Below are 24,236 nucleotides of genomic sequence, written 5' to 3'. Positions count from 1 at the left end.
TGCCGGGACCAGAGCGGTCCGGCCGATTCGCCGCCCGGAGGACTTCAGAGACACACAGGGCGCGCAGCTTGCATAGTAACGGCAGCGGCTACGGCACCCAAAAGGCGATCACCGATGCGCGAGGCAGGTGGCTGGTCGGGGTGGCGGGATTTGAACCCACGGCCTTCCGCTCCCAAAGCGGACGCGCTACCAAGCTGCGCCACACCCCGTCTGGTGCGACACGTAGGGTACATGCACCCAGGCGGTACGGCCGCCGCATTTCCCGGGCGTGGTGCGGCACCGGCGGCGGTCCGGGAACGGGGTGTGCGACAAGGGCGTACAACCCGCTACGATGCCTGTCAGTGCCGCGGCCGTCCGACGCGCGGCGCGCTCCGTGCGGGCGTAGCTCAATGGTAGAGCCCCAGTCTTCCAAACTGGCTACGCGGGTTCGATTCCCGTCGCCCGCTCTGTACGGCTCAGGGCCGGGTCGGAGGATCATTCCTCCGACCCGGCCCTGAGCGCTTTCCGGGGCCCGATCAGTCGGTCGTGTCCCCGGCGTGCGCCGGGCGATCGCGGCAGGGACGATCGCGGCAGGGAGAGAGGGTCGCCGTTCGCACGTGCCGGCGAGTGGGCCCGGAGAACGGGGCGGGTACCGGGCAGCACGGGTGATCTAGGGTGTGCCGATGCAGCCCTTACCGTCACCGCGGATACCGGCGAACGAACTCCGGCCCGGCCGTCACTGGTATGCGACAGCGGCCGCGATCTCCGTCGTGCTGATCGTGCTGGGCGTGGCCATCGGCGTGTATCGGTTCGAGAACGTGATGAACGCGGTGGATACGGACAACCAGTTCGCCAACGGCGACACCGTCACCCTGCGGCTCGACCCGGAACACGAGAAGGCGATCTGGATCAAGGATCGAGGCCCGTCCTTCCGCCAGGCGTGCAACATCACCGGTCCGGGCGACCCCGGTCTCACCGGGCCGGGAATCGACGTGTTCCTCACCCGCGACGCGACCTGGAACCCGCTCTACACCATCGACGTGCGGCGGGCAGGCGACTACGAGGTCACCTGCACCTCCCAGGGGCCGTCCCGGTACGCCATCGGGGACCCCGGGGGCTTTGCCGCGTTCGGGATCCGGCTGATACCGGCCGTCCTTCTCCCGGTGCTCGGAGTCAGCGTCGGCGCCGCCGTCGCCCTCGTCACCGCCCTTCGGCGCAGAAGCTGTCGCAAGCGGCTGCTCGCCGAACGCCACGGCTCCGGCGGCAGCCGGCCCGCACAGCCCGCTTCGAGCCCCGGTGCCGGTTCCGACGGATGGTGAACCACCGTCGGCAGCCGGGACTGCGGCAGCGCCTCCGAGACGGTCGAACAGGGGCGTCGCACCCCCGAGAGGGGCCGACGCCCGCCGGAGAGCCCGCAGGCGGCACCTGTGCCCCGTACGGGCCCGATGAGGCGGCACGGCGCGGGGAACAACGGGGAGCCCGGCGAGCGTCGCGAGAACGCGCAGGTCATCGTCTTGCCGGGTCAGGACGGGTACGCGTGGGGGCACCGCGACGCGGGCGGGGCGCGGTCAGAAGCTGATCGAGTTGACCATCTCGGCTATCGAGTCCAGGAACCGCTGGATGTCGTCGGCCATGCCGGTCGAGGCGAGGAAGAAGCCGAAGAGGACGGCGACGATCGCCGGCCCGGCCTTGATGGAGCCGCCTCTCAGCAACACCACCAGAATGATCGCCAACAGCAGCACCACTGACAGTGAAATGGCCACAACTGATCACACCCTTGGTCGGTTCCGCTTCCCCGGCCCGGGCGACGCGACCCCGCGCACCCCGCCAGAACCATCGTGCCACCAACATGAGCCCCCTATGCGGCGGCTGACACATCGTCCGCCCCACAGTGTCCGGGCGCGGGCGCCCGGACCCGCCCGCGCGCACCAACGGCCCCGTGTCGCACGACAATTCGAAGGCACACCCGCACAGGGAATTCAAGAGGATCGTTTCCGTCTCCACACAACGCGTTCGCAGGTAATTCGAATTGTGGCCGCGGATACCTCAACACCCTTGCGGTCGGGTCCCGGAAGTCACGCGAAGACGGACATATCGCCGGAGTCGCCTGCCGGTCTTATGCATGACTTAGTCCGGAACAATCATGACAAGTACGGTTGTTCACGGCAGTCAGGCCTCGTCCGTACGTGATGTGTTGACCATCACCTCACCCGTCTGCGCACTTTCCTCGATCCGGGGTATCCGGATCGAATAACAGGAATGACGTCGGGCGTTTTACGAAATCCCACGGACAACGCTAGGGTGCCTCAGATGTTTCACGCTGCCTCGTCCCCCGCAAGCGCAGCGAGCTCACCGATCGCCTCCCCGAGTCCCTGCCGGGAGGGTCAGTGACGAACTCGCCGCGAACCTACGGCAACCACAGAACGCCGCTCCCCCCGGTCGAGTCGCCGGCGGACGGAGTGCCGAGCCCGCGCACGACGCACAAGGAGAACGACCGGCCGGCGCCGTCCGGCAGACAACGCGACGCGTTCTTCGACAACGCCAAGTACCTGGCGATCGTGCTGGTGGCCGTGGGCCACGCCTGGGGACAGATCCTGGACGACGGGGCCCTGGAGACCGCGTACCGCGTCGTGTACACCTTCCACATGCCGGCGTTCATCCTGATCTCCGGCTACTTCTCGCGCAGTTTCGACCTGCGCCCCAAGCACGTCAAGCGGCTGGTCACCGGTGTGATCGTCCCCTACGTCGTCTTCGAGACCGCCTACTCCCTGTTCCAGCGCTACGGGAACGACGACCCGGACCACGGCATCACGCTGCTGGACCCCACGTACCACCTGTGGTTCCTGTGCGCGCTGGTCGTCTGGCGGATGACCACTCCGGTGTGGAAGACGATCCGCCATCCGCTGGCGGTCTCGCTGGCCCTCGCCGCACTGGGCTCCGTGTCACCCCGGATCGGTGACGACCTGGAACTTCAGCGGGTGCTTCAGTTCCTGCCGTTCTTCGTGCTGGGCCTGATGCTGCGGCCCGAGCACTTCCAGCGCGTGCAGCGCCGCTCGGTCCGTCTGATGTCCCTGCCGGTGCTGGCCGTGGCGACCGTCGTCGCCTGGTGGTCGATGCCGCACATGAGGCTCGGCTGGCTCTACCACAGCAGCGCCGCGGAGGAGCTGGGCGCCCCGTGGTGGGCGGGCCCGGTCATGGTGTTCGGAACGCTCGGCTGCTCGCTGGTGCTGACCGTCTGCTTCTTCGCCTGGGTGCCCCGCCGCCACATGTGGTTCACGGCGCTCGGCGCGGGCACGATCTACGGCTACCTGCTGCACGCCTTCTTCGTGAAGGCGGGCAACTACGCGGGCTGGTTCGACCACCCGGTACTGCGGGAGCCGCTCGGCGCGATCGGGCTGACCGTCCTGGCGGCCGCTGTCGTCACGGTCCTGTGCACCCGGCCGGTGCAGCGGGCCCTGCGGTGCGTGGTGGAGCCGAAGATGGCGTGGGCCTTCCGGCAGGACCCGCCCGAGACGGCCCGCGGCGCGCAGCGGGAGAACACCGAGGTGCGCACGCCGGGCGAGAGGGTCCTGGTCTGACGTCCCCTCCGTCTCACTCATTCAGGCCGAGAAGTGCGCGCATCCGCGCGTACTTCTCGGTCAGTCGTTTCCGGGTGGTCCCGTCGAGGACCGCGAGCCGGGCCGGGTCGGCGTTGTGCGCCAGATCGGCCTCCTTCACCAGCAGCGCGCCGGGGGTGGCGAGGATACGGGCCGCGTACGCCTCGGGCGGCTCCCCGGACCGTTTGGTGACCGCGAGGACGATGTCCTTGGTCCGCCGGGTGAGCGCGGCCTCGCGGAGCCACTGTTCCGTCCTCGACGGCGTCGTGCAGCCAGGCCGCCGCGATCTGCTCCTCGTCGCCGCCCCGTGACCGTACGCCCTCCGCGACCGCCCGCAGGTGCTCGGTGTAGGGCCGGCCCGCCTTGTCGGTCTGGCCGGCGTGCGCGGCGCGGGCGACGGCCTCCACCCGGTCCGGGGTCAGCGGGGTGCGCGGTGTCTCGGTCATCCGTCCAGTGTCCCCCGCGGGGGTTCAGCGGGCGGCGGCGGCCGCCGGGCCCTTCCGGCTTATGAGCAGCAGGGCCCGGTCGTCGTTGACGTCCTTGGCGACCGACTCGATGAGATGCCAGGCGGCGCCGTGGAAGCCGCCGGCGACATACCGGTCGGCCTCACCGGTGAGGCGGTCGATTCCCTCGACCATGTCCCGGTCGGAGGTCTCCACCAGGCCGTCGGTGAACAGCATCAGTACGTCGCCGGGCCGCAGCGAGCCCTTCACCGAGTCGAACTGGGCACCGTCGTACACGCCCAGAAGGGGACCGTCGGCCACCTTCTCCTCCCAGCGGCCGCTGCCCGCACTGAGCTGGAGGCCCGGCGGGTGCCCGGCGGAGTAGAGCTCGTAGTCACCGGAGTCCAGGTCGAGCACCAGGTGGATGGAGGTGGCGAAGCCCTCGTCCCAGTCCTGGCGGAGCAGATAGCCGTTGGCGGCCGGGAGGAACGCGTGCGGCGGGAGGCTGCCGAGCAGACCGCCGAAGGCGCCCGACAGCAAGAGGGCACGCGAACCGGCATCCATGCCCTTGCCGGAGACGTCCGTCAGGACGACCTCCAGCGTGCGCCCGCCGTTGGTCCGGGCCGCGACCACGAAGTCACCCGAGAACGACTGTCCGCCGGCCGGGCGCAGGGCCATCTCTCGGTGCCAGCCGTCGGGGAGTTTCGGCAGCTTGCTCTGCACCCGGATGCGCTCGCGCAGGTCGAACAGCATGGTGCCGCCGCGCCGCCAGGGCACACCCACCCGGCTGCGGAACTGGGCGACGAGCAGTCCGAAGAAGCCGCAGGCCGCGACGACGAGGACCACGCCGGGGGTGACCCGGGCCGCGCCCTCGGTGTAGGGGCCGAGCCGTACCGCCTCCACGATGAGGGCGGTCGCCGCCGCCGCGTACAGGCCGAGCAGACTCGCCGGACGCAGCAGCAGGCCGCCCACGACGATCGGGATGACCAGTGCGGCCGGCGCGCACCACACGGAGTTGGCGAGGGTTCCGGCCGTGATCAGCGGGACGGTGAGGAGCAGACCGACGAGCGCGATCCAGTCGGAGCCGTCCCCGCGGAAGTAGTCGACGGCGGCCCGGCGCACGCCGACGCGGGCCCGGTGCCACTGCTTCTTCAACCGGGCCGTGAACGTGTCGGCTTCCGCGCGCCGCTCTCGTCCTGCTGCCATTAGTTCGGGACCCTATCCATCGGACCGGCCGCTTGGCACGGGAGGTCCTGGTTGTCCCCCCTGACGGGGACCGGAATCACAGTGAACTTCACGGGGAGCCGCCATGGGGCCGCCAGGGAGAAATTCCCTCGCCCGTCCCGCACCGCCCTGGTAGGCATGGGCCCATGGCGAACGAGCAGACGGGCCCCGCGATCGAACTCCGGGTGCTGAAGCCGGATGAATGGGACACGTCGTACGCGAACCTCATCCGTGCCTTCGGCGGGCCCCCGGAGGCGGAGGAGGAGCGGGAACTGTGGAACGCGCTCACCGAGTTCGACCGCTTCCTGGGCGTCTGGGACGGCGAGGAGTGCGTGGGGACGGCGGGCGCCTTCTCCTTCCGCCTGACCGTGCCCGGTGGCGCGTCCGTGTCTGCCGCGGGTGTCACGATGGTCAGCGTCGCCGCCACGCACCGGCGGCGCGGGGTGCTGACGTCGATGATGCGGCGGCAGTTGGACGACGTCCGCTCCTGGGGCGAGCCGCTGGCGGTGCTCACGGCGTCCGAGCCGGCGATCTACGGCCGGTTCGGATACGGGGCGGCCACCTTCCAGACGGACGCGGAGATCGACACCCGGCGCACGGGACTGTCGGTGCCGGCCGGCACCGACGACGTACGGCTGCGGTATGCGGCGCCCGCCGATGTGCTGGACGCCTGCGAGGCGGTCTACGCCCAACTGGTGCCGGACCGCCCGGGAATGCTGGCGCGAGGACCGGGCTGGGAGCGGCTGGGGGTGCTCGACCCGGAGAGCGAGCGGGGCGGGGCGTCGCCGCTGCAGTGCGTGGTCGCCGAGCGGGACGGCGAGACGGTCGGGTACGCGCGGTTCCGTGTGAAGCCGTCCTGGGGCCCGGACGGGCCCGACGGTGAGGTGCTCCTCAGCAGTCTGGAGGCGCTGGATCCGGCTGCGGACGCGGCGCTGTGGCGCTTCCTGTTCGACATCGACCTGACGTCGACGCTGGTGGCGCGGGGGCGGCCGGTCGACGAGAGCTGGCAGTTCCTGGTGTCGGACATACGGCGGTGCCGGCCGCGGCTGCGGGATGCGCTGTACATACGGCTGGTGGACGTCGGCGCGGCCCTCCGGGCGCGGACGTATCAAGCCCCGGTGGACGTCGTGTTCGAGGTGGAGGACGCCTTTTGCCCCTGGAACACGGGGCGTTGGCGGTTGAGCGGGGACGCGAAGGGCGCGTCCTGCGAGCGTACGGAGGATGCCGCCGATCTCGCCCTGTCGGTACGGGAGTTGGGCGCCGCGTATCTGGGTGGGGTGAGTCTCCTGGCGCTCGGGGCGGCCGGCCGGGTGCGTGAACTGCGGCGCGACGCGCTGGCGGAGGCGTCCCTGGCGTTCGGGAGCGGCCGGGCGCCGTGGCTGCCGCACGGCTTCTGAGGGCTCAGGGCCGCTGACAGGCGGGGCACCAGAAGAGGTTGCGGGCGGCGAGGCCGGCGGTGCGGATCTCGCCGCCACAGAGGTGGCAGGGCAGGTTCGCCCTGCGGTAGACGTACACCTCGCCGCCGTGGTCGTCGACGCGCGGTGGGCGGCCCATCGCCTCGGGGGTGTGTTCCGGGCGGACGGTGTCGATGCGGTTGTCGCGGACGCCCTCGCGCATGAGCGCGACCAGGTCGGCCCAGATCGCGTCCCACTGGGCCGGGCTGATGTCCCGGCCCGCGCGGTACGGGTCGATGCCGTGCCGGAAGAGGATCTCGGCGCGGTAGACGTTGCCCACGCCGGCGATGACCTTCTGGTCCATAAGGAGCGCGGCGATCGTCGTACGGCTCCGGCTGATCCTCCGGTACGCGAGGGCCGGGTCGGCGTCCGGGCGGAGCGGGTCGGGGCCGAGGCGGTCGTGTACCGCCCGCTTCTCGCCGTCCGTGATCAGGGCGCAGGTGGTGGGGCCCCGCAGATCGACGTAGGAGGTGTCGTCGGCGACGCGGAGGCGGACGGTGTCCGTGGGCGGCGGCGCCGGGGCCGGGCCGAAGGTGACCTTGCCGAACAGGCCGAGGTGGATGTGGACCCAGTCGGTGTGTTCGGGCTCGGGGTCGCCGAAGCCGAGGAAGAGATGCTTGCCGTGGGCGTCGGTGGTGTGCAGCGGGGTGCGGTCGAGGAGAGCGGCGGCGTCGGTGAACTTGCCCTGGGGGCTGGTGACGCGCAGGGGGTCGCCGGTCACGAAGGCGTCGGCGTAGTCCTTGGCCAGCCGGTGAATCGTGTGCCCCTCGGGCACGGGTCCCCCCCTCGTTCGCTTCCTCGTCCCGCGTTCCGCCGCCGTCTACTGCTGGGGGTGGTGGGCCGGGACCGGGGGGAGGTCGCCGGTGGTCTCGTAGGCGGAGAGCATGTCGATCCGGCGGATGTGGCGCTCGTCACCCGAGAACGGTGTGCTCAGAAAGGTCTCGACGAACTTGGTCGCCTCGTCCTGGCTGTGCATGCGCGCGCCCACCGCGACGACGTTGGCGTCGTTGTGCTGACGGCCCAGTGCCGCCGTCTCCTCGCTCCACGCCAGGGCCGCCCGTACGCCCTTGACCTTGTTCGCGGCGATCTGCTCGCCGTTGCCGGAGCCGCCGATCACGATGCCGAGGGCGCCCGGGTCCGCGGCGGTCCGCTCGGCGGCGCGGAGGCAGAAGGGCGGGTAGTCGTCCTGGGCGTCGTAGATGTGCGGGCCGCAGTCGACGGGCTCATGGCCCGCTTCCCTGAGCCACTCGACGAGGTGGTTCTTGAGTTCGTAGCCCGCATGGTCGGAGCCGAGATACACGCGCATGGGTCGAGTGTGACACGGCTGCCACCGGGCGGCGGCGCGGGGTGCCCCGCGCGGAAAGGGAGAGTCCGTTCACGGATCTCGCGGGCGGACCGGGCTCGTACGTGGGGTCGATCCGGCCGGAGTCGGCCGACCGGGGCAGAGGCAGGGGTGGGGCGGGAAGCCGGGGAGGCCCGTGCGGACGGGAGCCGGCGGCACCACGCGCGCAGGCTCGCCGTCGATGCGACCGGCGAGCCTCCTCCGCACGAGCCCTCGGCGACTACCGCTTGTTGACGAACTTCCAGGCCGTCGGCAGCACGCCCATCGCCAGGGCCGCCTTCAGGGCGTCACCGACGAGGAACGGGGTCAGGCCGGCCGCGATCGCGGCGGAGGCGGACATACCGGTGGCCAGGGCCAGGTAGGGCACGCCGACGGCGTAGATGACCGCCGAGCCGAGCACCATGGTGCCCGCCGTCCGCCAGGCGGAGCGGTCGGCGCCGCGCCGGGCGAGCGCGCCCACGACGACGGCGGCCAGCAGCATGCCGAGGATGTAGCCGAAGGACGGCATCCCCATTCCCGACTTGCCCTCCGCGAACCACGGCACACCGGCCATGCCCACCAGCGCGTACACCGCGAGGGAGGCGAAGCCGCGGCGGGCGCCGAGGGTGGTGCCGACGAGGAGCGCCGCGAAGGTCTGGCCGGTCACCGGCACCGGGGAGCCGGGGACGGGCACCGCGATCTGGGCGGCGAGCCCGGTGAGCGCGGCGCCGCCGAGCACGAGCGCGGCGTCCCGGACGCGGGAGGCCGGGACGAGGTCGGCGAGGACCTGTCCGGGTCGGGCGGACGTGACGGAAGCGGTGCTCATGGGATCTCCGCGGGGTGAGGGCGGTTGGGGACACCGCGACGCTATACCGGCGCACCCGCGCCGATCACCGTCAGCGCTCAACAAAGGCTCGAACACGGACTTGGTGGGCTCCGGACAAAGAAGGAGGGTAACCATGGGCAGGAGGTGACGCCGGTCACTGAGGTGAGGTGGTGTCGCCGACACGCGGAGGGGGCACGGCGGCTGTAGGGAACCACCAAACGGGCCGCCGGGCGGCAGGGGTGCCGTGACGCCACCCCCGGGCAACCGGACCGCGACCCTCCGCAGTGGCTACGTCCGGCAGCGGGCACGCACCCGGGACCGACCGCCTGCGCGCTCTCCGCCGCGGCCCTCGCGTGAACGCCGGGGCCGTTTCCTGTGCGGGGACTCACGAACGCGCCTTTTCGCCGCTAGAGTGTAATTGCAAGCAAGTCGCAATAAGCCTCCTGCCTCGTGATCGTCTTCTCGCCGTTCACCCGGCAGGCGGAAAGAGGGAAGTCCCCGCGAGGACAGGACTCGCGGGGACTTCCGGTATGCGGCGATCCGGGTGATGGTTGGGCAATGGCGACACCGAGGACACTGACGCTGCTCTGCCCGACGTGCAAGGGCCGGCATCGGCACCGCCAGCTGACCCGGGAGGAGGAGCCCGGGGCCAAGGAGCAGCTGGGCCTCCGGGCCGTGTACGACTTCTGGCTCTGCGAGAACGTACTGGACGCGGAGACCGGCGAGCAGTGCCGGAACCTGCGCCGGTTCACGCAGATGAGGCCGTTCCCCGGGCCGGTCAAACTGCTCCCGCCGAAGTGAGCGTCACAGGTTGCTGAAGTCCGGGCCCTTCGTGCGGCTGCGCTTGATCTCGTAGAAACCGGGGACGGAGGCAACCGCGAGCGTGCCGTCCCAGAGGCGCGCGGCCTCCTCGCCCTTCGGGGCCGGGGTGACGACCGGGCCGAAGAAGGCGATCTCCTGGCCGTCGGGGCCGGGGACCGCGATGACGGGGGTGCCGACGTCCTGGCCGACCTTGTCGATGCCCTCCTGGTGGGAGGCGCGCAGCTGCGGCTCGTACGGGGTGGAGTCCCAGTGCTCCATGAGCGACTCGGGCAGACCGACCTCCTTCAGGGCGGCGGCGACCGTCGCCTTGCCCGGGCCCTCGTCCTTGTTGTGGATGCGGGTGCCGAGCGCGGTGTAGAGATCGCCGAGCACCTCCGTGCCGTGCTCCTCCTGCGCCGCGATGACCACCCGGACCGGGCCCCAGGCCTTGGTCTCGAGCAGCTCGCGGTACTCCTCGGGGAGCTCGTCGAGCCTGTCCTCGTTGAGGACCGCGAGGCTCATCAGATGCCAGCGGACCTCGATGTCCCGCACGTTCTCCACCTCCCGCACCCAGCGTGAGGTCATCCAGGCCCAGGGGCACAACGGGTCGAACCAGAAGTCGACGGGCGTGGCGGGAGACTTGTCCGGCATGTCACTCCTCAAGAATGCGGCACCTGTGGGCGACAACGCCGGAGCCCGTCCCGGCCATTCCCCGCTGCCCCGCGTCAGGGGCACATGGCAGGATCGGTGCTGTTCATCCATGTCGACGACGCATGAGGAGTCCGCCCGTGCCCGGTGAGAACCTGACCCGCGACGAGGCCCGGGAGCGGGCAGCACTGCTGTCCGTCGACGGGTACGAGGTGTCCCTCGACCTGCGGTCGGCGGTCGGCGAGAACAGCGGCGAGGGCCCGCGCACCTTCCGCTCCGTGACCACCGTGCGGTTCCGCTGCGCCGAGCCGGGCGCGAGCAGCTTCGCGGACCTGATCGCGCCGGGCGTGACGGCCGTGTCCCTCAACGGGCGGGACCTCGACCCCGGCCAGGTCTTCGACGGCTCGCGGATCGCGCTGGAGGACCTCGCCGCCGAGAACGAACTGGTCGTCGACGCGCGCTGCGCCTACTCCCGCACCGGCGAGGGCCTGCACCGCTTCGTCGACCCCGAGGACGGCGAGGTGTACCTCTACACCCAGTACGAGCCGGCCGACTCCCGCCGGGTGTTCGCCAACTTCGAGCAGCCGGACCTCAAGGCCCCGTACCGCTTCGAGGTGCGCGCACCCGAGGGCTGGACGGTGTGGAGCAACGGCGCCGGTGAACTCGCCGACGGGGTGTGGCGGTTCGCGGAGACCAAGCCGATCCCGACGTACATCACCTGCGTGGTGGCGGGTCCGTACCACTACGTCACCGACACCTACGAGCGGGTCTTCGAGGACGGTACGCGCCTGGAGATCCCGCTCGGCGCGATGTGCCGCAAGGGGCTCGCCCCGCACTTCGACGCCGACGACATCTTCCTGGTGACCAAGCAGGGCCTGGACTTCTTCCACGACCACTTCGACTACCCGTACCCGTTCGGGAAGTACGACCAGGCCTTCGTGCCGGAGTACAACCTGGGCGCGATGGAGAACCCGGGGATGGTCACCTTCCGCGAGGAGTTCGTCTTCCGTGGCAAGGTCACGCGGGCGTCGTACGAGGGCCGGGCGAACGTCATCCTGCACGAGATGGCGCACATGTGGTTCGGCGACCTGGTCACCATGGAGTGGTGGGACGACCTGTGGCTGAAGGAGTCCTTCGCCGACTTCATGGGTGCCTTCTCACTGGTCGGCGCGACCCGCTTCACCGACGGCTGGATCACCTTCGCCAACCGGCGCAAGGCGTGGGCGTACCGCGCGGACCAGCTGCCCTCCACGCACCCCATCACCGCGGACATCCGCGACCTGCAGGACGCCAAGCTCAACTTCGACGGCATCACGTACGCCAAGGGCGCCTCGGTGCTCAAGCAGCTGGTGGCGTACGTCGGTCAGGACGCGTTCCTGGAGGGCGCCCGGCGCTACTTCAAGCGGCACGCGTACGGCAACACGCGCCTCGGTGACCTGCTGTCGGTCCTGGAGGAGACCAGCGGGCGGGACATGAGCGCGTGGTCCCGCTCCTGGCTCCAGACGGCGGGCGTCAACTCCCTCACCCCACAGGTGCTGCTGAACGAGGACGGCCGGATCGACGAGCTGGCCGTCGTGCAGGAGGCCGCGGAGTCGCATCCCGAACTGCGCCCGCACCGGGTGGCGGTGGGCCTCTACCGGCGGACGGACTCCGGCACGCTGGAACGCTACGCGCAGACCGAGACGGACGTCCACGGTGCGCGTACGGTCGTCACGGAGCTGGCGGGCGCGGACGCGCCGGAACTGGTGCTGGTCAACGACGACGACCTGACCTACTGCAAGACGCGCTTCGACGAGACGTCGCTGGTGACGCTGCGGGAACACCTGGGCTCGCTCACCGACCCGCTGGCCCGCGCACTGTGCTGGTCCGCCCTGTGGAACATGACGCGGGACGCGCTGCTTCCGGCCCGGGAGTTCATCGAACTGGTGCTGAAATTCGCGGGCCGGGAGTCCGACATCGGCGTGCTGCAGACACTGCACGCGTGGGCGGAGTCGGCTGCGGTGCACTACACGGCGCCCGGACGGCGGGAGCAGGCCGGGCGCCGGCTCGCCGAGGGCGCGTCGCTCCAGCTGTACGACGCCGAGGCGGGCAGCGAGCACCAGCTGGCGTGGGCGAGGTTCTTCGCCCACGCGGCCGACGCGCCGGCCGACTTCGAGCTGCTGACCTCGCTGCTGGACGGCACGGTGACACTGCCGGGTCTCGAGGTGGACCAGGAGCTGCGCTGGGCGTTCCTGGAGCCGCTGGCCGCGCACGGGGTGGCGGACGAGAAGCGGCTGGACGAGGAGCTGGCCCGGGACGACACCGCGTCCGGCAAGCGGCACCACGTCCGCTGTCTGGCCGCCCGCCCGTCGGCGTCGGTCAAGGCGCAGTGCTGGACGCAGGTCGTGGAGTCGGACGCGCTGTCCAACGCGCTGGTGGAGGCGACTATCTCGGGCTTCGCCCAGCCGTCCCAGCGGGAGCTGACCGCGCCGTACACGGAGACGTACTTCGCGGTGATCGAGCGGGTGTGGACCGAGCGGTCGATCCAGATCGGCATGGACGTGGTGCGGGGCCTGTTCCCCTCCCTCCAGGACTCGCGGGCGACGCTGGACGCGACGGACGCCTGGCTCGCCTCCCACGAGCGGGCGGCCCCGGCCCTGCGCCGCCTGGTCCTGGAGTCCCGCGACGACCTGGCCCGTGCCCTGCGCGGCCAGGAGTGCGACACGGCGGCGGGCTGATTCCGGGCCCGGGACCCCACCGGCCACACGGCACCGACCGGCGCCCCTCCGGCCCACGACACCCGGCACGAACACCGCACGACCGGAGGGCCGGGCCCGGGGCTCCGCCCGTGGCGGAACGCCGGCGCGGATCCGGGAGGCACACCCGGCATCCCGGCGTCCCACGCCGACCGGGGCGTCGGGGGTCGGTGGCCTTTGGCCCGTGACGGCCTGGTGGCCGGAGTCACCTCCCGCCCCTGGAGCCCCGGTGTCCGCGGCCGTTACCGAACGCGGGCAATCGAGCCCGTAACCCTGGGGGCTCACCCGAACGGACCAGGGGTTTTCGGTATCCGAACACATGTCCTTTAGCGCAGGCTTGTCCTCATTTGTCGACGAGCGTGTAACAGGGGTTCGGAGGCGGGCCGGAGGCGGGAAATTGCCGGTCATGAACCACAACACGCCGCTCTCCCCCCGCCCCCTGCACCACCCCTCCATTGGTGCCGGACGCCGCGTGCTGACGTACACGCAGCTCCGCGCCCACGGCGTCTCGGCCGCGGAGGCCGGTGAGCAGTGCCGCCCCGGTGGGCCCTGGCAGCAGCTCCTCCCGGGCGTCGTCCTGCTCCACTCCGGCCCGCCGACCAGCGAGGAGCGGCTGCACGCGGTGCTGCTGTACGCGGCACGGGAGCGGACCGTGAGCGTCCCCGTCCAGCCCGGCGCGGACCAGCCGCCCGCGTCGCCCTTCGGGGAGGCGGTGATCACCGGGCCGGCGGCGCTCACCCTGCACGGCTTCGCCTCCGCTCCCCCGCTGCCGTCCATGGAGACCTTCGACGTCCTGGTCCCCCGGCTGCGCCGACTGCGCTCGACGGGCTGCGCCCGCATCGTCCGCACCTCCGCCCTGCCCGTCCCGGAGCAGGTCATGGGTCTGCCGGTGGCGCCGGCGCCGCGCGCACTGGCCGACGCGGTGGCGGGCCTTCAGGACGCGACCGTCGTCCGCCGACTGCTCACGGAGGCGGTACGCGGCGGCCACTGCGAACCGGCGGCGGTGGTGCGGGAGCTGACCGGCGCGAAGCTGCTGAACCTGCCGCACGTGGTGGACGCGGTGGACGCGCTGCTGGCCGAGGGCCGGGTGCTGGCGGAGGCGCGGCTCTACCGGATGGTGCGCGACCACGGCCTGCCGGACCCGTGCTGGAACGTCGGCCTGCGCCTGCCGGGCGGCCCCCTCCTCGGCGGCGTGGACGCGTACTGGCCGGAGCAGTCGGTGGCGGTGGAGCTGGACACCCGCGCGCCCCGCCCGGGCCGGCGCCCCGAGGACGACGCCGAGTGGGCGGAGTACGCCCGCAAGCGAGAGCATCTGGAACGCCTAGGCATCACGGTCGTGCACATCACCCCGCGAGGGCTCCGGGACGCCATGGGCCAACAGGCTGCGGTCCTCCGCACGGCCCTGGCAGCAGCGACCGACCGCACCCCGGCGGCGTACGTCGTCGTCCTGCCCCGCTAGGGGGTGTCCGACCCCGCCCGGCTCGGCCCCCCATCCCCGCTCACCGGAGCCCCGATCCTGACAACACCCCCCTGGTGCGGCCCGGGAGGTGAGCGGGGCCTGCCCCCCCCGTGGCCCCGCGGCTCCGGTGGTCTCCATGAACCCCGTGGCTCTCATGGCCCCTCTGCACGCGGCTACCCGCCGACCGGCTCCACCCGCCCCGTCGCCGGGCGTTCCCGCCACAGGCGCAGGGCGATGTCGACGAGGCGGACCCGGACCAGACCGGGGACGGCGTCGAGCGGCTGCCAGGCGGCGAGGTCGGTGGAGCCGCCGATCTCGTCGCGGAGCTCGCCGCCGGTGATCCGGCCCTCATAGACCAGCCGTACGCCGTGATGGTCGACGGCGCCACCGAGGCCGCGGGTGACGGTGCGGCGGGAGGAGTTCACGCCGAGCAGTCCGGTGACCTCGATGAGGTAGCCGGTCTCCTCCTCGACCTCCCGGCGCACGGTGTCGTAGGGGTCCTCGCCGTGCTCCGCGCCGCCGCCGGGCAGCACCCACTCGCGGATGCCGCCGGGGCCCGGGGACCGGGCGAGCAGGAGGTGACCGTCGCGTACCACCACGGCGTAGGCCGCCACCCTCAACTTCGTTCGCACGGTGAGACGTTAACCCGGGGGCTGCGGATTGGCAGGTGAGTATGCGGGGGCGGACCAGCGCAGCGGAAGGGCGCACGGCGTCTCCACCCCCTCCCCGACGGTGAAGCGGACCCTGCGTTCCCCGTCGGGGGCGAACTCGGTGTGCGCCTCGCCGGTGAGGGCGAGGGTCGTGCCGGTCGTCCAGTCCAGGAAGAGCAGGCCGGCGCGTGGGTCGGCGGCCAGGTTGCCGAGGGTGAGGAACATGGCGTTGCCCGGGTAGTCGCGCCAGGTCAGTTCCGTCGGCGAGGTCACCCGGACGAAACCGGGGTTGCCGCCCCGGTGGCTGGCGTCGGCTCCGCCACCGTGCACGGTGGCGATGAAGAAGGTGTCGGCGTCCGCCACGAACCCCGCCTGCGCGCGGGTCAGCGCGCCGGAGCGGCGGGCGGGGCCCGGCGTGCGGTCGCCGACCGTCTCGTAGGACTCGCGTCGTTGCAGGTACTTGGGGCAGTTGGCGAACACCCGGTCCGCCTCCACGGCGAAGCCCTCCGGCGTGGGCCGGAGCCGGCCGTTGAGACGCATGCGACGGCGGGTGCGCGGGTCCAGGGCCAGGGTGCCGGCCCGGGTCCCCCCGGTGGCCAGGGCGGTGGCGAGCGGGTCGGCCGGGGACGGCCGGCCGGTGACCGACATCTGCCGCGTGCCGGTGGCACGGACGAAGCCGGGGGTTCCGGTGAGCGCGGAGGCCCACACCCGGCCCGTCCCCGGGGCGGCGGCGCCGATCACCAGCATCGGCTGGAGGCCGAGGAACGCCGCGGCCACCGGTTTGATGTCCCGTCCGATGGACCGGCCGACGTGGTCGGCGTTCTCGCGGACGCCGGCCCGGTCCTGCACCGTGCGCGAGCCCGCGTGGTACGCGGCCGCGGTTTCCGTCATGGACGCGTCCTTCCTAGAAGAAGCCGCAGGTGGGCGCGGACTGGCTCGGCGCCGGGGCGTCCTCGGCGCCGCCCGGTGCGTAGATCTCCAGGCGGGTGCCGTCCGGGTCGCGGAAGAAGATGCCGCCGGAGGCCGCGCCCTCGTGGTGGGCGACGACGCCCTCGTGGGCGAACTCGGTGCCGTGGGCACGCAGCGCGGTCTCGTACTCCCTGACCCGCTCGATCGACTCCGCCTCGAAAGCCAGGTGGTGCAGCCCGGCGCGGTCGGCCCCGTACGGCCGGTCCGCCTGCTGCCAGAGCGTGAGCAGAAGACTTCGGCCGTCTCCGAGGAACGCGTAGCGCCGGCCCTCCTCCTTGCCCTCGCCGATCAGGGGGAAGCCCAGGACGTCCCGGTAGAAGGCGAGCGAGTTGCCGAGGTCGGTGACGTTCAGACCGATGTGGCCGGTGCGCAGGGTCATGCGTGGTCCCTTCGTGGAGTCCCGCGGGAGCGGAACTAACCGTTGAACCTCACAGTAGAGGGTTAGAAGGAGAGGTGCAACCGGTCCCGTACCCTTGACTGGTTAGTCAGGAGGGAGCCCCATGTCCGACCCGGACCGCACCGACCCGCGACCGCTCACCGGCGAGCCACTCGCGCTCGACCTGCTCAACTCGCGGTGGGGGAAGGGCGCCGCCGCGCGGGACCTGCTCACCGGCACCGACGGGCTCAGGATGTGGCTCGGCGCCAACGGACTGGACACCCGCTTCACCGCCGACGAGGCGACCCTGCGGCACACACTCCGGGCGCGGGACGCCTTGCGGGAAGCCGTTGGCGACGCGTCCGGCCGGGCGGCGGCGGCGGCCGTGGACGCCGTGCTCGCGCACGGCCGGATCCGGGCCACGCTCACCGCGGACGGGCCGGGGGAGCGGCCCGAGTTCGACGACGCCTCCTGGGGGCCGGCCTGGCTGGCCGCCCGTGACTACCTCCGGCTGCTGAGCACCGCGCCCGACCGGATCCGCGCCTGCGCCCACGAGGCCTGCACGCTGTACTTCTTCGACACCTCGCGCAACGGCACCCGCCGCTGGTGCTCCATGGCAGCCTGCGGCAACCGCGCGAAGGCGTCCCGGCACTACGCGCGCACGAAGGACGCCTGACCCTACGCACACAGGGGCGACTTGTCGGGTTCAGACCCCATCTCCCCATAAATACACCGGGGGTTTTCCCCACACCTCCATTTCCTTCTCGCCAACCCTCGCCAAACATCAGCCCCTTGCGTAAGGCTCAACGATCGTCCGGGACTGCGTTCCGGAACGTCGCGACCAGGGCCGATCCGCTCCGGTCGCTCCTGATCGTTCCTTTACTTACAAGGGATGCCGATGACCAACTCCCCTGAGCGCGAGCCCATATCGGGCACCAGACGCGTGGCCCGCATAGCCGTGGCCGCCGGCCTCGTCGCCGCACTCTCCGCGGCCGGGCCGGTGCCGCTGGCCCTCGCCGCCGACACGCCGCCCGCCGCGCCGGCCGACGCCAACGTCAAGTCCGCCCACGACAAGCTCGGTTCGGACGACGCGGAGCTGCTCGCCGAGGCCAAGGCCGACGGCTCCAAGCACGTCACGATGATGATCGCCACCGCTCCCGGCAAGACCGAGCAGGTCGCCGAGCAGCTGGACGCGGTCAAGGGCGGCTCGGTCGGCCGGACCGACGACAAGCTCGGCTACGTCCGCGCCACCGTCCCCACCGGCAGGGCCGACGCGGCGATCGCCGCCGCCACCAAGCTCTCCTCCGTGCACGGTGTCGACCTGCGTGACGAGATCCCGCTGGACGACCCGACGCCCGGCGCGGACACCACGAAGAGTGCCCAGGGCAAGGACAGGGGCACGCGCACCTACAGCGGCCCTGACAAGCGGACCCCCGCGAAGAACCCGTACAACCCGTCCTTCGAGACCGGCGCCGTCGAGTTCGTCGAGGACCACCCGAAGGCGGACGGCCGCGGCGTCACCATCGGCATCCTCGACTCCGGCGTGGACCTCGGCCACCCCGCGCTGCAGAAGACCACCACCGGCGAGCGCAAGATCGTCGACTGGGTGACGGCGACCGACCCGATCGTGGACAACGACCGGACCTGGCGCCCCATGGTCTCCTCCGTCACCGGGCCCACCTTCACCTACGGCGGCACCACCTGGACGGCTCCGGCGGGCACGTACCAGATCAGCTCCTTCCTGGAGTCGTACACCACCGGCGGCGACGCGGGCGGCGACGCCAACCGCGACGGCGACACCACCGACTCCTGGGGCATGCTCTACGACGCCGCCGCCGGCACGGTCCGCGTCGACCTGAACAACAACCAGGACTTCTCCGACGACACCCCGATGAAGCCGTACAAGGACGGCTTCCAGATCGGGTACTTCGGCACCGACGACCCGACGACCGACGTCGCCGAGCGTCAGCCGTTCGTCGTGGAGATCCGCAAGGACGTCCCGATGGACCCCTACGGCGGCGACTGGACCGGCAAGAAGGCCGACTTCGTCAACATCGGTGTCATCGAGGGCTCGCACGGCTCGCACGTCGCCGGCATCACCGCCGCCAACGGCCTGTTCGGCGGGCGCATGGACGGCGCCGCCCCCGGCGCGAAGCTCGTCTCCTCGCGCGCCTGCACCTGGTCCGGCGGCTGCACCAACGTGGCGCTCACCGAGGGCATGATCGACCTCGTCACCAAGCGCGGCGTCGACATCGTCAACATGTCCATCGGCGGTCTGCCGGCGCTCAACGACGGCAACAACGCCCGCGCGGAGCTCTACAACCGTCTGATCGACACCTACGGCGTCCAGCTGGTGATCTCCGCGGGCAACTCCGGCCCCGGCGCCAACACCATCGGCGACCCCGCCCTGGCGGACAAGGTCATCTCCGTCGGCGCGACCGTCTCCAAGGAGACCTGGGCCGCCAACTACGGCTCCGAGGTGCGGACCAAGTACGACATGATGCCCTTCTCCTCGCGCGGTCCGCGTGAGGACGGCGGCTTCACGCCGACGCTGGCCGCCCCCGGCGCCGCGATCAACACCATCCAGACCTGGGCCCCGGGCGCCCCGGTCGCCGAGGCCGGCTACGGCCTCCCTGCCGGTTACGGCATGCTCCAGGGCACCTCGATGGCCTCCCCGCAGGCCACCGGCGCCGCGGCGCTGCTGCTGTCCGCCGCCAAGCAGAAGCGCATCGACCTCACCCCGGTGACGCTGCGCACCGCCCTCACCTCCACCGCCGAGCACATCCGCGGCGTGCAGGCCTACGAGGAGGGCGCCGGCCTCATCGACATCGAGGACGCCTGGGACGCCATCCGCGACGGTGCCACCGCGCACCAGTACGAGGTGAAGGCGCCGGTCGACACCGCGATCGACCAGTTCCTGAAGACCCCCGGCTTCGGCACGGGCCTGTACGACCGTGAGGGCGGCCTGAAGGCCGGCCAGAAGAAGACGTACGACATCACCATCACCCGTACGTCCGGCCCCGACCGTGCCCTGCGGCACGAGCTGGACATCGAGAACAACGAGGGCCGCACCTTCCGCATCCTCGGCGACGACGACATCCGGCTGCCGCTGAACAAGCCGGTGACCGTCAAGGTCCAGGCCGCGCCCGGCTCGGCCGGCATCAAGAGCGCGATCCTGGAGGTCGACGACCCGCGCACCGAGGGTGTCGACCGGCAGATCCTGAGCACCGTGGTCGCCTCCGCGCCGCTGGAGTACACCTTCTCCGCGTCCGGCACGGCCCAGCGCAACAGCACCACCTCCTACTTCGTCACCGTGCCCGAGGGCGCGAGGACGCTGGAGATCGCGATGAGCGGGCTGAAGGCCACGAGCCAGACCCGGTTCATCGCCATCCACCCGTACGGCGTCCCGGCCGACCCGACGTCGACGGTCAACTGCTACCCGAACTACAACAACCCGGCCAACACCTGCCGCCCCGACGTGCGTTCGTACACGGACCCGCAGCCGGGCGTCTGGGAGATCGAGGTCGAGTCGCGCCGTACGTCGCCGCTGCTCGACAACCCGTACACGCTGGACGTCGCCGTGCTCGGCGCGGCCTTCGACCCGGAGACCGTGACGGTGCCCGAGGCGAAGATCGGCACGCCGGCCGCTGTCTCCTGGAAGGTGACGAACGAGCTCGCCGCCCTGGAGGGCAAGCTGGTGGGCGGTCCGCTCGGCTCGTCCAAGACCGACCGGCCGGCCATCAGCACGGGTGACACCCACACGACGACGGTCGAGGTGCCCGAGGGCGCCGCGTCGCTCGACGTGGCCATCGGCAACGTCTCCGACACCGCCGCCGACCTGGACCTGACGGTCTACGACCAGGCCGGCAAGCAGGTCGCCCAGTCCGCCGACGGCGACTCGGAGGAGTCGGTGTCGATCGCCTCCCCGGCGGCCGGCACGTACACCGTCAAGGTGGACGGCTACTCGGTCCCGGCCGGTTCGACGGACTACGACTACCTTGACGTGTTCTTCTCCTCCACGCTCGGTTCCGTCACCGTCGACGGTTCCGCGCCGGTGAAGCTCGGCACGGGCGACTCGGCCACCGTCTCCGGCGACGTCACCGTCGCGGCGGCGGCTCCCGAGGGACGCGCGTTCTTCGGGCGCGTGCAGCTGGTGAACGAGCGCGGCACGGTCGCGGGTCTCGGCAGCGTGGCGATCGAGAAGGTCGTCCCGTAAGCGTCCGACCTACGGCAGAGGGGGGCGGGCGTCCATGCGGGCGCCCGCCCCTCCGTCGTGTCCGGTGGTACTCAGCCGCAGGTCAGGGAGCGTGACTCGGGGAGCGAGGCGGTGATCAGGGCCCGCTCGCGGGCGATGTCCGGCTCGCCGACGATCACCATGTCCGGGCGGACGCCGTCGAGGGGCAGGCCGATCAGTACGCGGTCGCCCCGGCGCAGCGGGGGTCCGTCGGTGGCGTCCCGGAGGAACGTGACCTCGCCCTCACCCTTGTAGTACCGGCTCGCCTCCAGCGTGACGCGCTCCGTGCCGGCGGCCCCCGGCACCTGCTCCGCCTCCGTCACCGAGCCCTCGGCGACCAGGCGCGCGCACGCGAGATAGCGGGGGCTGCCGAAGAGGACCCCGCCCGCCTCCTTGGAGTCCGCGGCGACACCGCGGTCCGCCGAGCCGGCCGCTCCCCCGTCCTGCGTCACGAGCCATCCCATGCCGAGCACCAGACCGGCGGCACCGGCGGCGACCAGCCCGCCGAGGACCACCTTCGCCGTCCGGCGACGCGGGCGGCGGGGACCACGGGAGATGCCGACGGTCCGGGGCCGGGCACCCGCACGCCGCACCAACGGCGCGGCAGCCGCCCGGTCGCCGTCCCCCGGCCCGTCCTTGGACCCCGCGACCTCCCCGGGACGGGAAGGCAGGCCCGTCAACGGGGCGGGGGTGACCGGCGCGGACCCGTACTCCGGGCCGGGCGCCGTGCCCCCCGGGGCATCCGTCCCCGGGTCGCGTCCCTCGGGCCCGGCGTGGGTGTCCGGCCGCTTCCCGGGCCGAGCGGCCGCGTCTCGCCCCGCCGGAACACCGTCCCCCGGGCCGGCGAGGGCGTCCCCGATCAGCGTCAGCTGCTCACGCAGGACCCCGAGGTCGGCGACGGCGGCGTCCCGCGCGGTCAGGAACGCCGGATCCCGCCGGGCCGGATCCGGCAGCTCCTCCAGGATGGCGGCCATCAGGGCGTCCATACCGTCGTACTCGGGGCCGTCGCGGGACGGGTCCCGGGCCTCGTCGTGGGCGGTCATGTCACACCACCTCGTCCTCGTGCAGGCGGGCGCGCAGGGCCCGTACGGCGGAGTGCAGCCGGCTCTTGACCGTGCCCTCCGGAACGCCGAGCTGTTCGGCTATCGAGCGCACCGGCAGATCCGCGTAGAAGCGCAGCACGACGACCTGGCGCTGTGCGTCGGGCAGCCGGTCCAGGCCCCGGGCGACGGCGAGGGAGAGCACGCTCGTCTCCTCACCGGAGGGCGCGTCCGCCGGCCTCAGCGCGGCCAGCCGCTCCCCGATCCGCTCCTGGCGGCGCTTGGCCCGGTGCCAGTCCATGGCGAGGTTGGAGGCGACCACGGCCGCCCACGCGGAGACGTCCCGCGGCGCCTCCCGCCCGCTCGCGGCCCGTTCCAGCAACCGCAGGCGGACCTGCTGCACCCCGTCCGGCAGGTCCGCCTGCGGTACCCCGCCCAGTGCGAGCACCGCCCGCACCCGGCGTTCCTGCGCCGCGTCCAGCGGGTCGTCGTCGGCAGCGACGTACGACCCCCGGCCGCGCCGGATCCTTCCGCGCAGCACTGGCCACCCCCTCACGCTGTTTCTCCTACGACGCCATCCGGGCCCGGAACGTTCGCACGGGTTTTCCGGACGCGGCAGAGGCGTACGTCACACCTCCGTGTGGGCGGGGGCGATCCGGGCAGGGGACCTTGCGGTCCGGGACCCCCGTAGGCTGAATTTCTGCAGCTCAGCGGGGCGACGACCGAAGGTCCGCAACCCGCGCGCACTGCTCCGCCGTCCCAGTGGGCGGGCAAGGCGGCAAAGAACTGGACAGGCGGGCCGTGGTCGGCCGCATCATGGAAGAGCCTCGGCCAGGCACATCAGGTACGTATCAGGACGCAGTAGGGAGTCACCGTGAGGGTCGGAATCGTCGGAGCCACCGGTCAGGTGGGCACGGTCATGCGCAGGATCCTCACGGAACGGAACTTCCCCGTCACGGAGCTGCGTCTGTTCGCCTCGGCCCGCTCGGCGGGCACGGAGCTGGACGGCGTGACGGTGGAGGACGCGTCCACCGCCGACTACACCGGCCTGGACATCGTGCTGTTCTCCGCGGGCGGCGCGACCTCGAAGGCGCTCGCCGAGAAGGTCGCCGCGCAGGGCCCGGTCGTGATCGACAACTCCTCCGCCTGGCGCAAGGACCCCGAGGTCCCCCTCGTCGTCTCCGAGGTCAACCCGCACGCGATCGCGAACCGTCCGAAGGGCATCATCGCCAACCCGAACTGCACCACGATGGCCGCGATGCCGGTGCTGCGTCCGCTGCACGCCGAGGCGGGCCTGGAGGCGCTGGTCGTCGCCACGTACCAGGCGGTGTCCGGTTCCGGTCTCGCGGGCGTCGCGGAGCTGCACGGCCAGGCGCAGAAGGTGATCGACGAGGCCGACAAGCTGACCCACGACGGCTCGGCGGTCGACTTCCCCGAGCCCGGCGTCTACCGGCGCCCCATCGCCTTCAACGTGCTGCCGCTGGCCGGCAACGTCGTCGACGACGGCCTGAACGAGACCGACGAGGAGCAGAAGCTGCGCAACGAGTCCCGCAAGATCCTGGAGATCCCCGGGCTCAAGGTCTCCGGCACCTGTGTGCGCGTCCCGGTCTTCTCCGGCCACTCGCTGCAGATCAACGCCCGTTTCGCCCGCCCGATCAGCGCCGAGCGCGCGACCGAGCTGCTCGGAGAGGCCCCGGGCGTCGTCCTCACCGACATCCCCACCCCGCTCCAGGCCGCCGGCCAGGACCCGTCGTACGTCGGCCGCATCCGCGCCGACGAGACGGTGGACAACGGCCTCGCGCTGTTCGTCTCCAGCGACAACCTCCGCAAGGGCGCCGCACTGAACGCGGTGCAGATCGCGGAGCTGGTGGCGGCGGAGCTGCGCGGCTGACGCCGGCGACGAGGTGAGAGGCGGGCGTCCCCGGTGGGACGCCCGCCTCTCTCGTGCGGGTCGTACGGGGCCGACGGTCAGCCGCGCCGCACCTCGTACAGGAAGCAGCCGTACTCGACGGCCCGTACGTGCACCAGGGCCACCCCGGGTTCGGTGAACGCCTCGTCGAGGGCCGGTCCGAAGTCCTCCGGGGCCTCCACCAGCCGCCCGCCCAGGATGCGGCCGTCGGCGGCGTAGCGGCGCAGGACGCGGTGGGCGTGGGTGAAGGGGAGGTCCCCGCTCTCCGGGCCCTCGCACTCCCCGGCGTGGACGAAGACCGGTCCCTGCTCGTCGTACGGGCCCGGGTCCACGCCCGTCTCCACCGCCCAGCGGCGCAGGGGGGCGTACGAGACGAGCGCGATCCGTTCACCGACGCGGCTGCGCCGCAGACAGCAGCGGAGCGGCGCGCCGCCCTCGTCGTCGGTGAACGGTACGGCCGGGTGGCCGGCGTCGTCGGTGGCCAGCAGTTCCGTCACGACCTGTGCGGGAACGGGCCGCGCGGCGTGGAGCGTGTGGATCGTCATACCGGCCACTCTCGTCCCGCCGCCCTC

21 protein-coding genes, 2 tRNA genes and 1 pseudogene are annotated in these 24,236 nt (G+C 72.0%); 10 read left to right on the top strand and 14 right to left on the bottom strand.

The genetic code is table 11. The features are described from left to right. Nucleotides 1-132 precede the first annotated feature (132 nt). Nucleotides 133-209: transfer RNA gene (locus tag ACZ5C2_RS16640), tRNA-Pro, on the bottom strand. Nucleotides 210-375: 166 nt separating this feature from the next. On the opposite strand from ACZ5C2_RS16640, the gene ACZ5C2_RS16635 reads away from it, so the two are divergent. Then, nucleotides 376-446: transfer RNA gene (locus tag ACZ5C2_RS16635), tRNA-Gly, on the top strand. Between the two features lie 216 nt (nucleotides 447-662). Further along, complete coding sequence (locus ACZ5C2_RS16630) at nucleotides 663-1,298, top strand: hypothetical protein (RefSeq protein WP_468790984.1); 636 nt, start codon at nucleotides 663-665, stop codon at nucleotides 1,296-1,298. Nucleotides 1,299-1,547: 249 nt separating this feature from the next. Here the strand turns inward: ACZ5C2_RS16630 and ACZ5C2_RS16625 are convergent, their stop codons facing one another. Next, nucleotides 1,548-1,742: a hypothetical protein gene (locus ACZ5C2_RS16625; protein WP_360411203.1), complete on the bottom strand. Its 195-nt coding sequence runs from the start codon at nucleotides 1,740-1,742 to the stop codon at nucleotides 1,548-1,550. Nucleotides 1,743-2,366: 624 nt separating this feature from the next. Here ACZ5C2_RS16625 and ACZ5C2_RS16620 point away from each other — a divergent pair. After that, a complete protein-coding gene (locus ACZ5C2_RS16620; RefSeq protein WP_468790982.1) occupies nucleotides 2,367-3,557 on the top strand; it encodes an acyltransferase family protein in 1,191 nt (396 codons plus the stop codon). A gap of 13 nt (nucleotides 3,558-3,570) precedes the next feature. Here ACZ5C2_RS16620 and ACZ5C2_RS16615 read toward each other — a convergent pair. Both ACZ5C2_RS16615 and ACZ5C2_RS16610 read right to left on the bottom strand, forming a co-directional pair. Then, nucleotides 3,571-4,021: pseudogene (locus tag ACZ5C2_RS16615) on the bottom strand (HD domain-containing protein). Nucleotides 4,022-4,045: 24 nt separating this feature from the next. Then, nucleotides 4,046-5,224, bottom strand: coding sequence for a PP2C family protein-serine/threonine phosphatase (locus ACZ5C2_RS16610; RefSeq protein ID WP_468790980.1), 1,179 nt, complete (start codon nucleotides 5,222-5,224; stop codon nucleotides 4,046-4,048). A 164-nt stretch (nucleotides 5,225-5,388) separates the two neighbouring features. Here ACZ5C2_RS16610 and ACZ5C2_RS16605 point away from each other — a divergent pair, with 164 nt between their 5' ends. Next, nucleotides 5,389-6,639, top strand: a complete 1,251-nt coding sequence (locus tag ACZ5C2_RS16605) for a GNAT family N-acetyltransferase (RefSeq protein ID WP_468790978.1) — start codon at nucleotides 5,389-5,391, stop codon at nucleotides 6,637-6,639. Nucleotides 6,640-6,643: 4 nt separating this feature from the next. Here ACZ5C2_RS16605 and ACZ5C2_RS16600 read toward each other — a convergent pair whose 3' ends face one another. From ACZ5C2_RS16600 to ACZ5C2_RS16590, 3 genes are all read right to left on the bottom strand, one after another. Continuing rightward, complete coding sequence (locus tag ACZ5C2_RS16600; protein ID WP_468790976.1) at nucleotides 6,644-7,471, bottom strand: Fpg/Nei family DNA glycosylase; 828 nt, start codon at nucleotides 7,469-7,471, stop codon at nucleotides 6,644-6,646. A gap of 45 nt (nucleotides 7,472-7,516) precedes the next feature. Beyond that, nucleotides 7,517-8,002, bottom strand: coding sequence for a ribose-5-phosphate isomerase (locus tag ACZ5C2_RS16595; protein WP_468790974.1), 486 nt, complete (start codon nucleotides 8,000-8,002; stop codon nucleotides 7,517-7,519). A gap of 256 nt (nucleotides 8,003-8,258) precedes the next feature. Further along, nucleotides 8,259-8,843 carry a biotin transporter BioY gene (locus tag ACZ5C2_RS16590; RefSeq protein WP_468790972.1) on the bottom strand — a complete coding sequence of 195 codons (585 nt, stop codon included), beginning with the start codon at nucleotides 8,841-8,843 and terminating at the stop codon, nucleotides 8,259-8,261. Between the two features lie 558 nt (nucleotides 8,844-9,401). On the opposite strand from ACZ5C2_RS16590, the gene ACZ5C2_RS16585 reads away from it, so the two are divergent. After that, nucleotides 9,402-9,644 carry a hypothetical protein gene (locus ACZ5C2_RS16585; RefSeq protein WP_468790970.1) on the top strand — a complete coding sequence of 81 codons (243 nt, stop codon included), beginning with the start codon at nucleotides 9,402-9,404 and terminating at the stop codon, nucleotides 9,642-9,644. Between the two features lie 3 nt (nucleotides 9,645-9,647). On the opposite strand, the gene ACZ5C2_RS16580 is transcribed toward ACZ5C2_RS16585, so the two are convergent. After that, nucleotides 9,648-10,295, bottom strand: a complete 648-nt coding sequence (locus ACZ5C2_RS16580; RefSeq protein WP_468790968.1) for a mycothiol-dependent nitroreductase Rv2466c family protein — start codon at nucleotides 10,293-10,295, stop codon at nucleotides 9,648-9,650. Between the two features lie 137 nt (nucleotides 10,296-10,432). Here ACZ5C2_RS16580 and pepN point away from each other — a divergent pair, with 137 nt between their 5' ends. Then, the gene (pepN, locus tag ACZ5C2_RS16575; protein WP_468790966.1) at nucleotides 10,433-13,009 is read left to right on the top strand and encodes an aminopeptidase N; all 2,577 of its coding nucleotides are present in this window, start codon (nucleotides 10,433-10,435) and stop codon (nucleotides 13,007-13,009) included. 424 nt (nucleotides 13,010-13,433) lie between these two features. Next, on the top strand, nucleotides 13,434-14,486 hold the full coding sequence (locus ACZ5C2_RS16570) for a hypothetical protein (RefSeq protein WP_468790964.1): 1,053 nt from the start codon (nucleotides 13,434-13,436) through the stop codon (nucleotides 14,484-14,486). 173 nt (nucleotides 14,487-14,659) lie between these two features. Here ACZ5C2_RS16570 and ACZ5C2_RS16565 read toward each other — a convergent pair whose 3' ends face one another. The 3 genes from ACZ5C2_RS16565 to ACZ5C2_RS16555 are packed head-to-tail and all read right to left on the bottom strand — an operon-like array spanning nucleotide 14,660 to nucleotide 16,484. Next, the gene (locus ACZ5C2_RS16565) at nucleotides 14,660-15,118 is read right to left on the bottom strand and encodes an NUDIX hydrolase (protein WP_468790962.1); all 459 of its coding nucleotides are present in this window, start codon (nucleotides 15,116-15,118) and stop codon (nucleotides 14,660-14,662) included. A 9-nt stretch (nucleotides 15,119-15,127) separates the two neighbouring features. After that, on the bottom strand, nucleotides 15,128-16,027 hold the full coding sequence (locus tag ACZ5C2_RS16560; protein ID WP_468790960.1) for a pyridoxamine 5'-phosphate oxidase family protein: 900 nt from the start codon (nucleotides 16,025-16,027) through the stop codon (nucleotides 15,128-15,130). 13 nt (nucleotides 16,028-16,040) lie between these two features. Then, nucleotides 16,041-16,484, bottom strand: coding sequence for a VOC family protein (locus tag ACZ5C2_RS16555; protein ID WP_468790958.1), 444 nt, complete (start codon nucleotides 16,482-16,484; stop codon nucleotides 16,041-16,043). A 121-nt stretch (nucleotides 16,485-16,605) separates the two neighbouring features. Between ACZ5C2_RS16555 and ACZ5C2_RS16550 the strand changes: the two genes are divergently transcribed. Together ACZ5C2_RS16550 and ACZ5C2_RS16545 are read left to right on the top strand one after the other, a co-directional pair. After that, nucleotides 16,606-17,157: a CGNR zinc finger domain-containing protein gene (locus ACZ5C2_RS16550; RefSeq protein ID WP_468790956.1), complete on the top strand. Its 552-nt coding sequence runs from the start codon at nucleotides 16,606-16,608 to the stop codon at nucleotides 17,155-17,157. A 222-nt stretch (nucleotides 17,158-17,379) separates the two neighbouring features. After that, nucleotides 17,380-20,697 (top strand): S8 family serine peptidase, encoded by a 3,318-nt coding sequence (locus ACZ5C2_RS16545; RefSeq protein WP_468790954.1) that lies wholly within the window; start codon nucleotides 17,380-17,382, stop codon nucleotides 20,695-20,697. A 71-nt stretch (nucleotides 20,698-20,768) separates the two neighbouring features. Here the strand turns inward: ACZ5C2_RS16545 and ACZ5C2_RS16540 are convergent, their stop codons facing one another. Both ACZ5C2_RS16540 and ACZ5C2_RS16535 read right to left on the bottom strand, forming a co-directional pair. Next, complete coding sequence (locus ACZ5C2_RS16540) at nucleotides 20,769-21,758, bottom strand: hypothetical protein (protein ID WP_468790952.1); 990 nt, start codon at nucleotides 21,756-21,758, stop codon at nucleotides 20,769-20,771. A gap of 1 nt (nucleotide 21,759) precedes the next feature. Then, nucleotides 21,760-22,296 carry an RNA polymerase sigma factor gene (locus ACZ5C2_RS16535; RefSeq protein ID WP_468791043.1) on the bottom strand — a complete coding sequence of 179 codons (537 nt, stop codon included), beginning with the start codon at nucleotides 22,294-22,296 and terminating at the stop codon, nucleotides 21,760-21,762. A 333-nt stretch (nucleotides 22,297-22,629) separates the two neighbouring features. Between ACZ5C2_RS16535 and ACZ5C2_RS16530 the strand changes: the two genes are divergently transcribed. Continuing rightward, nucleotides 22,630-23,646, top strand: a complete 1,017-nt coding sequence (locus ACZ5C2_RS16530; RefSeq protein ID WP_468790950.1) for an aspartate-semialdehyde dehydrogenase — start codon at nucleotides 22,630-22,632, stop codon at nucleotides 23,644-23,646. A gap of 77 nt (nucleotides 23,647-23,723) precedes the next feature. On the opposite strand, the gene ACZ5C2_RS16525 is transcribed toward ACZ5C2_RS16530, so the two are convergent. Continuing rightward, nucleotides 23,724-24,209, bottom strand: coding sequence for a DUF1203 domain-containing protein (locus tag ACZ5C2_RS16525; RefSeq protein WP_468790948.1), 486 nt, complete (start codon nucleotides 24,207-24,209; stop codon nucleotides 23,724-23,726). Nucleotides 24,210-24,236 lie beyond the last annotated feature (27 nt).

It is taken from the genome of Streptomyces sp. NPDC031365 (assembly GCF_055569765.1).
The sequence above is the reverse complement of the archived record's forward strand: the minus strand, read 5'-3'. Positions and strand labels throughout refer to the sequence as shown.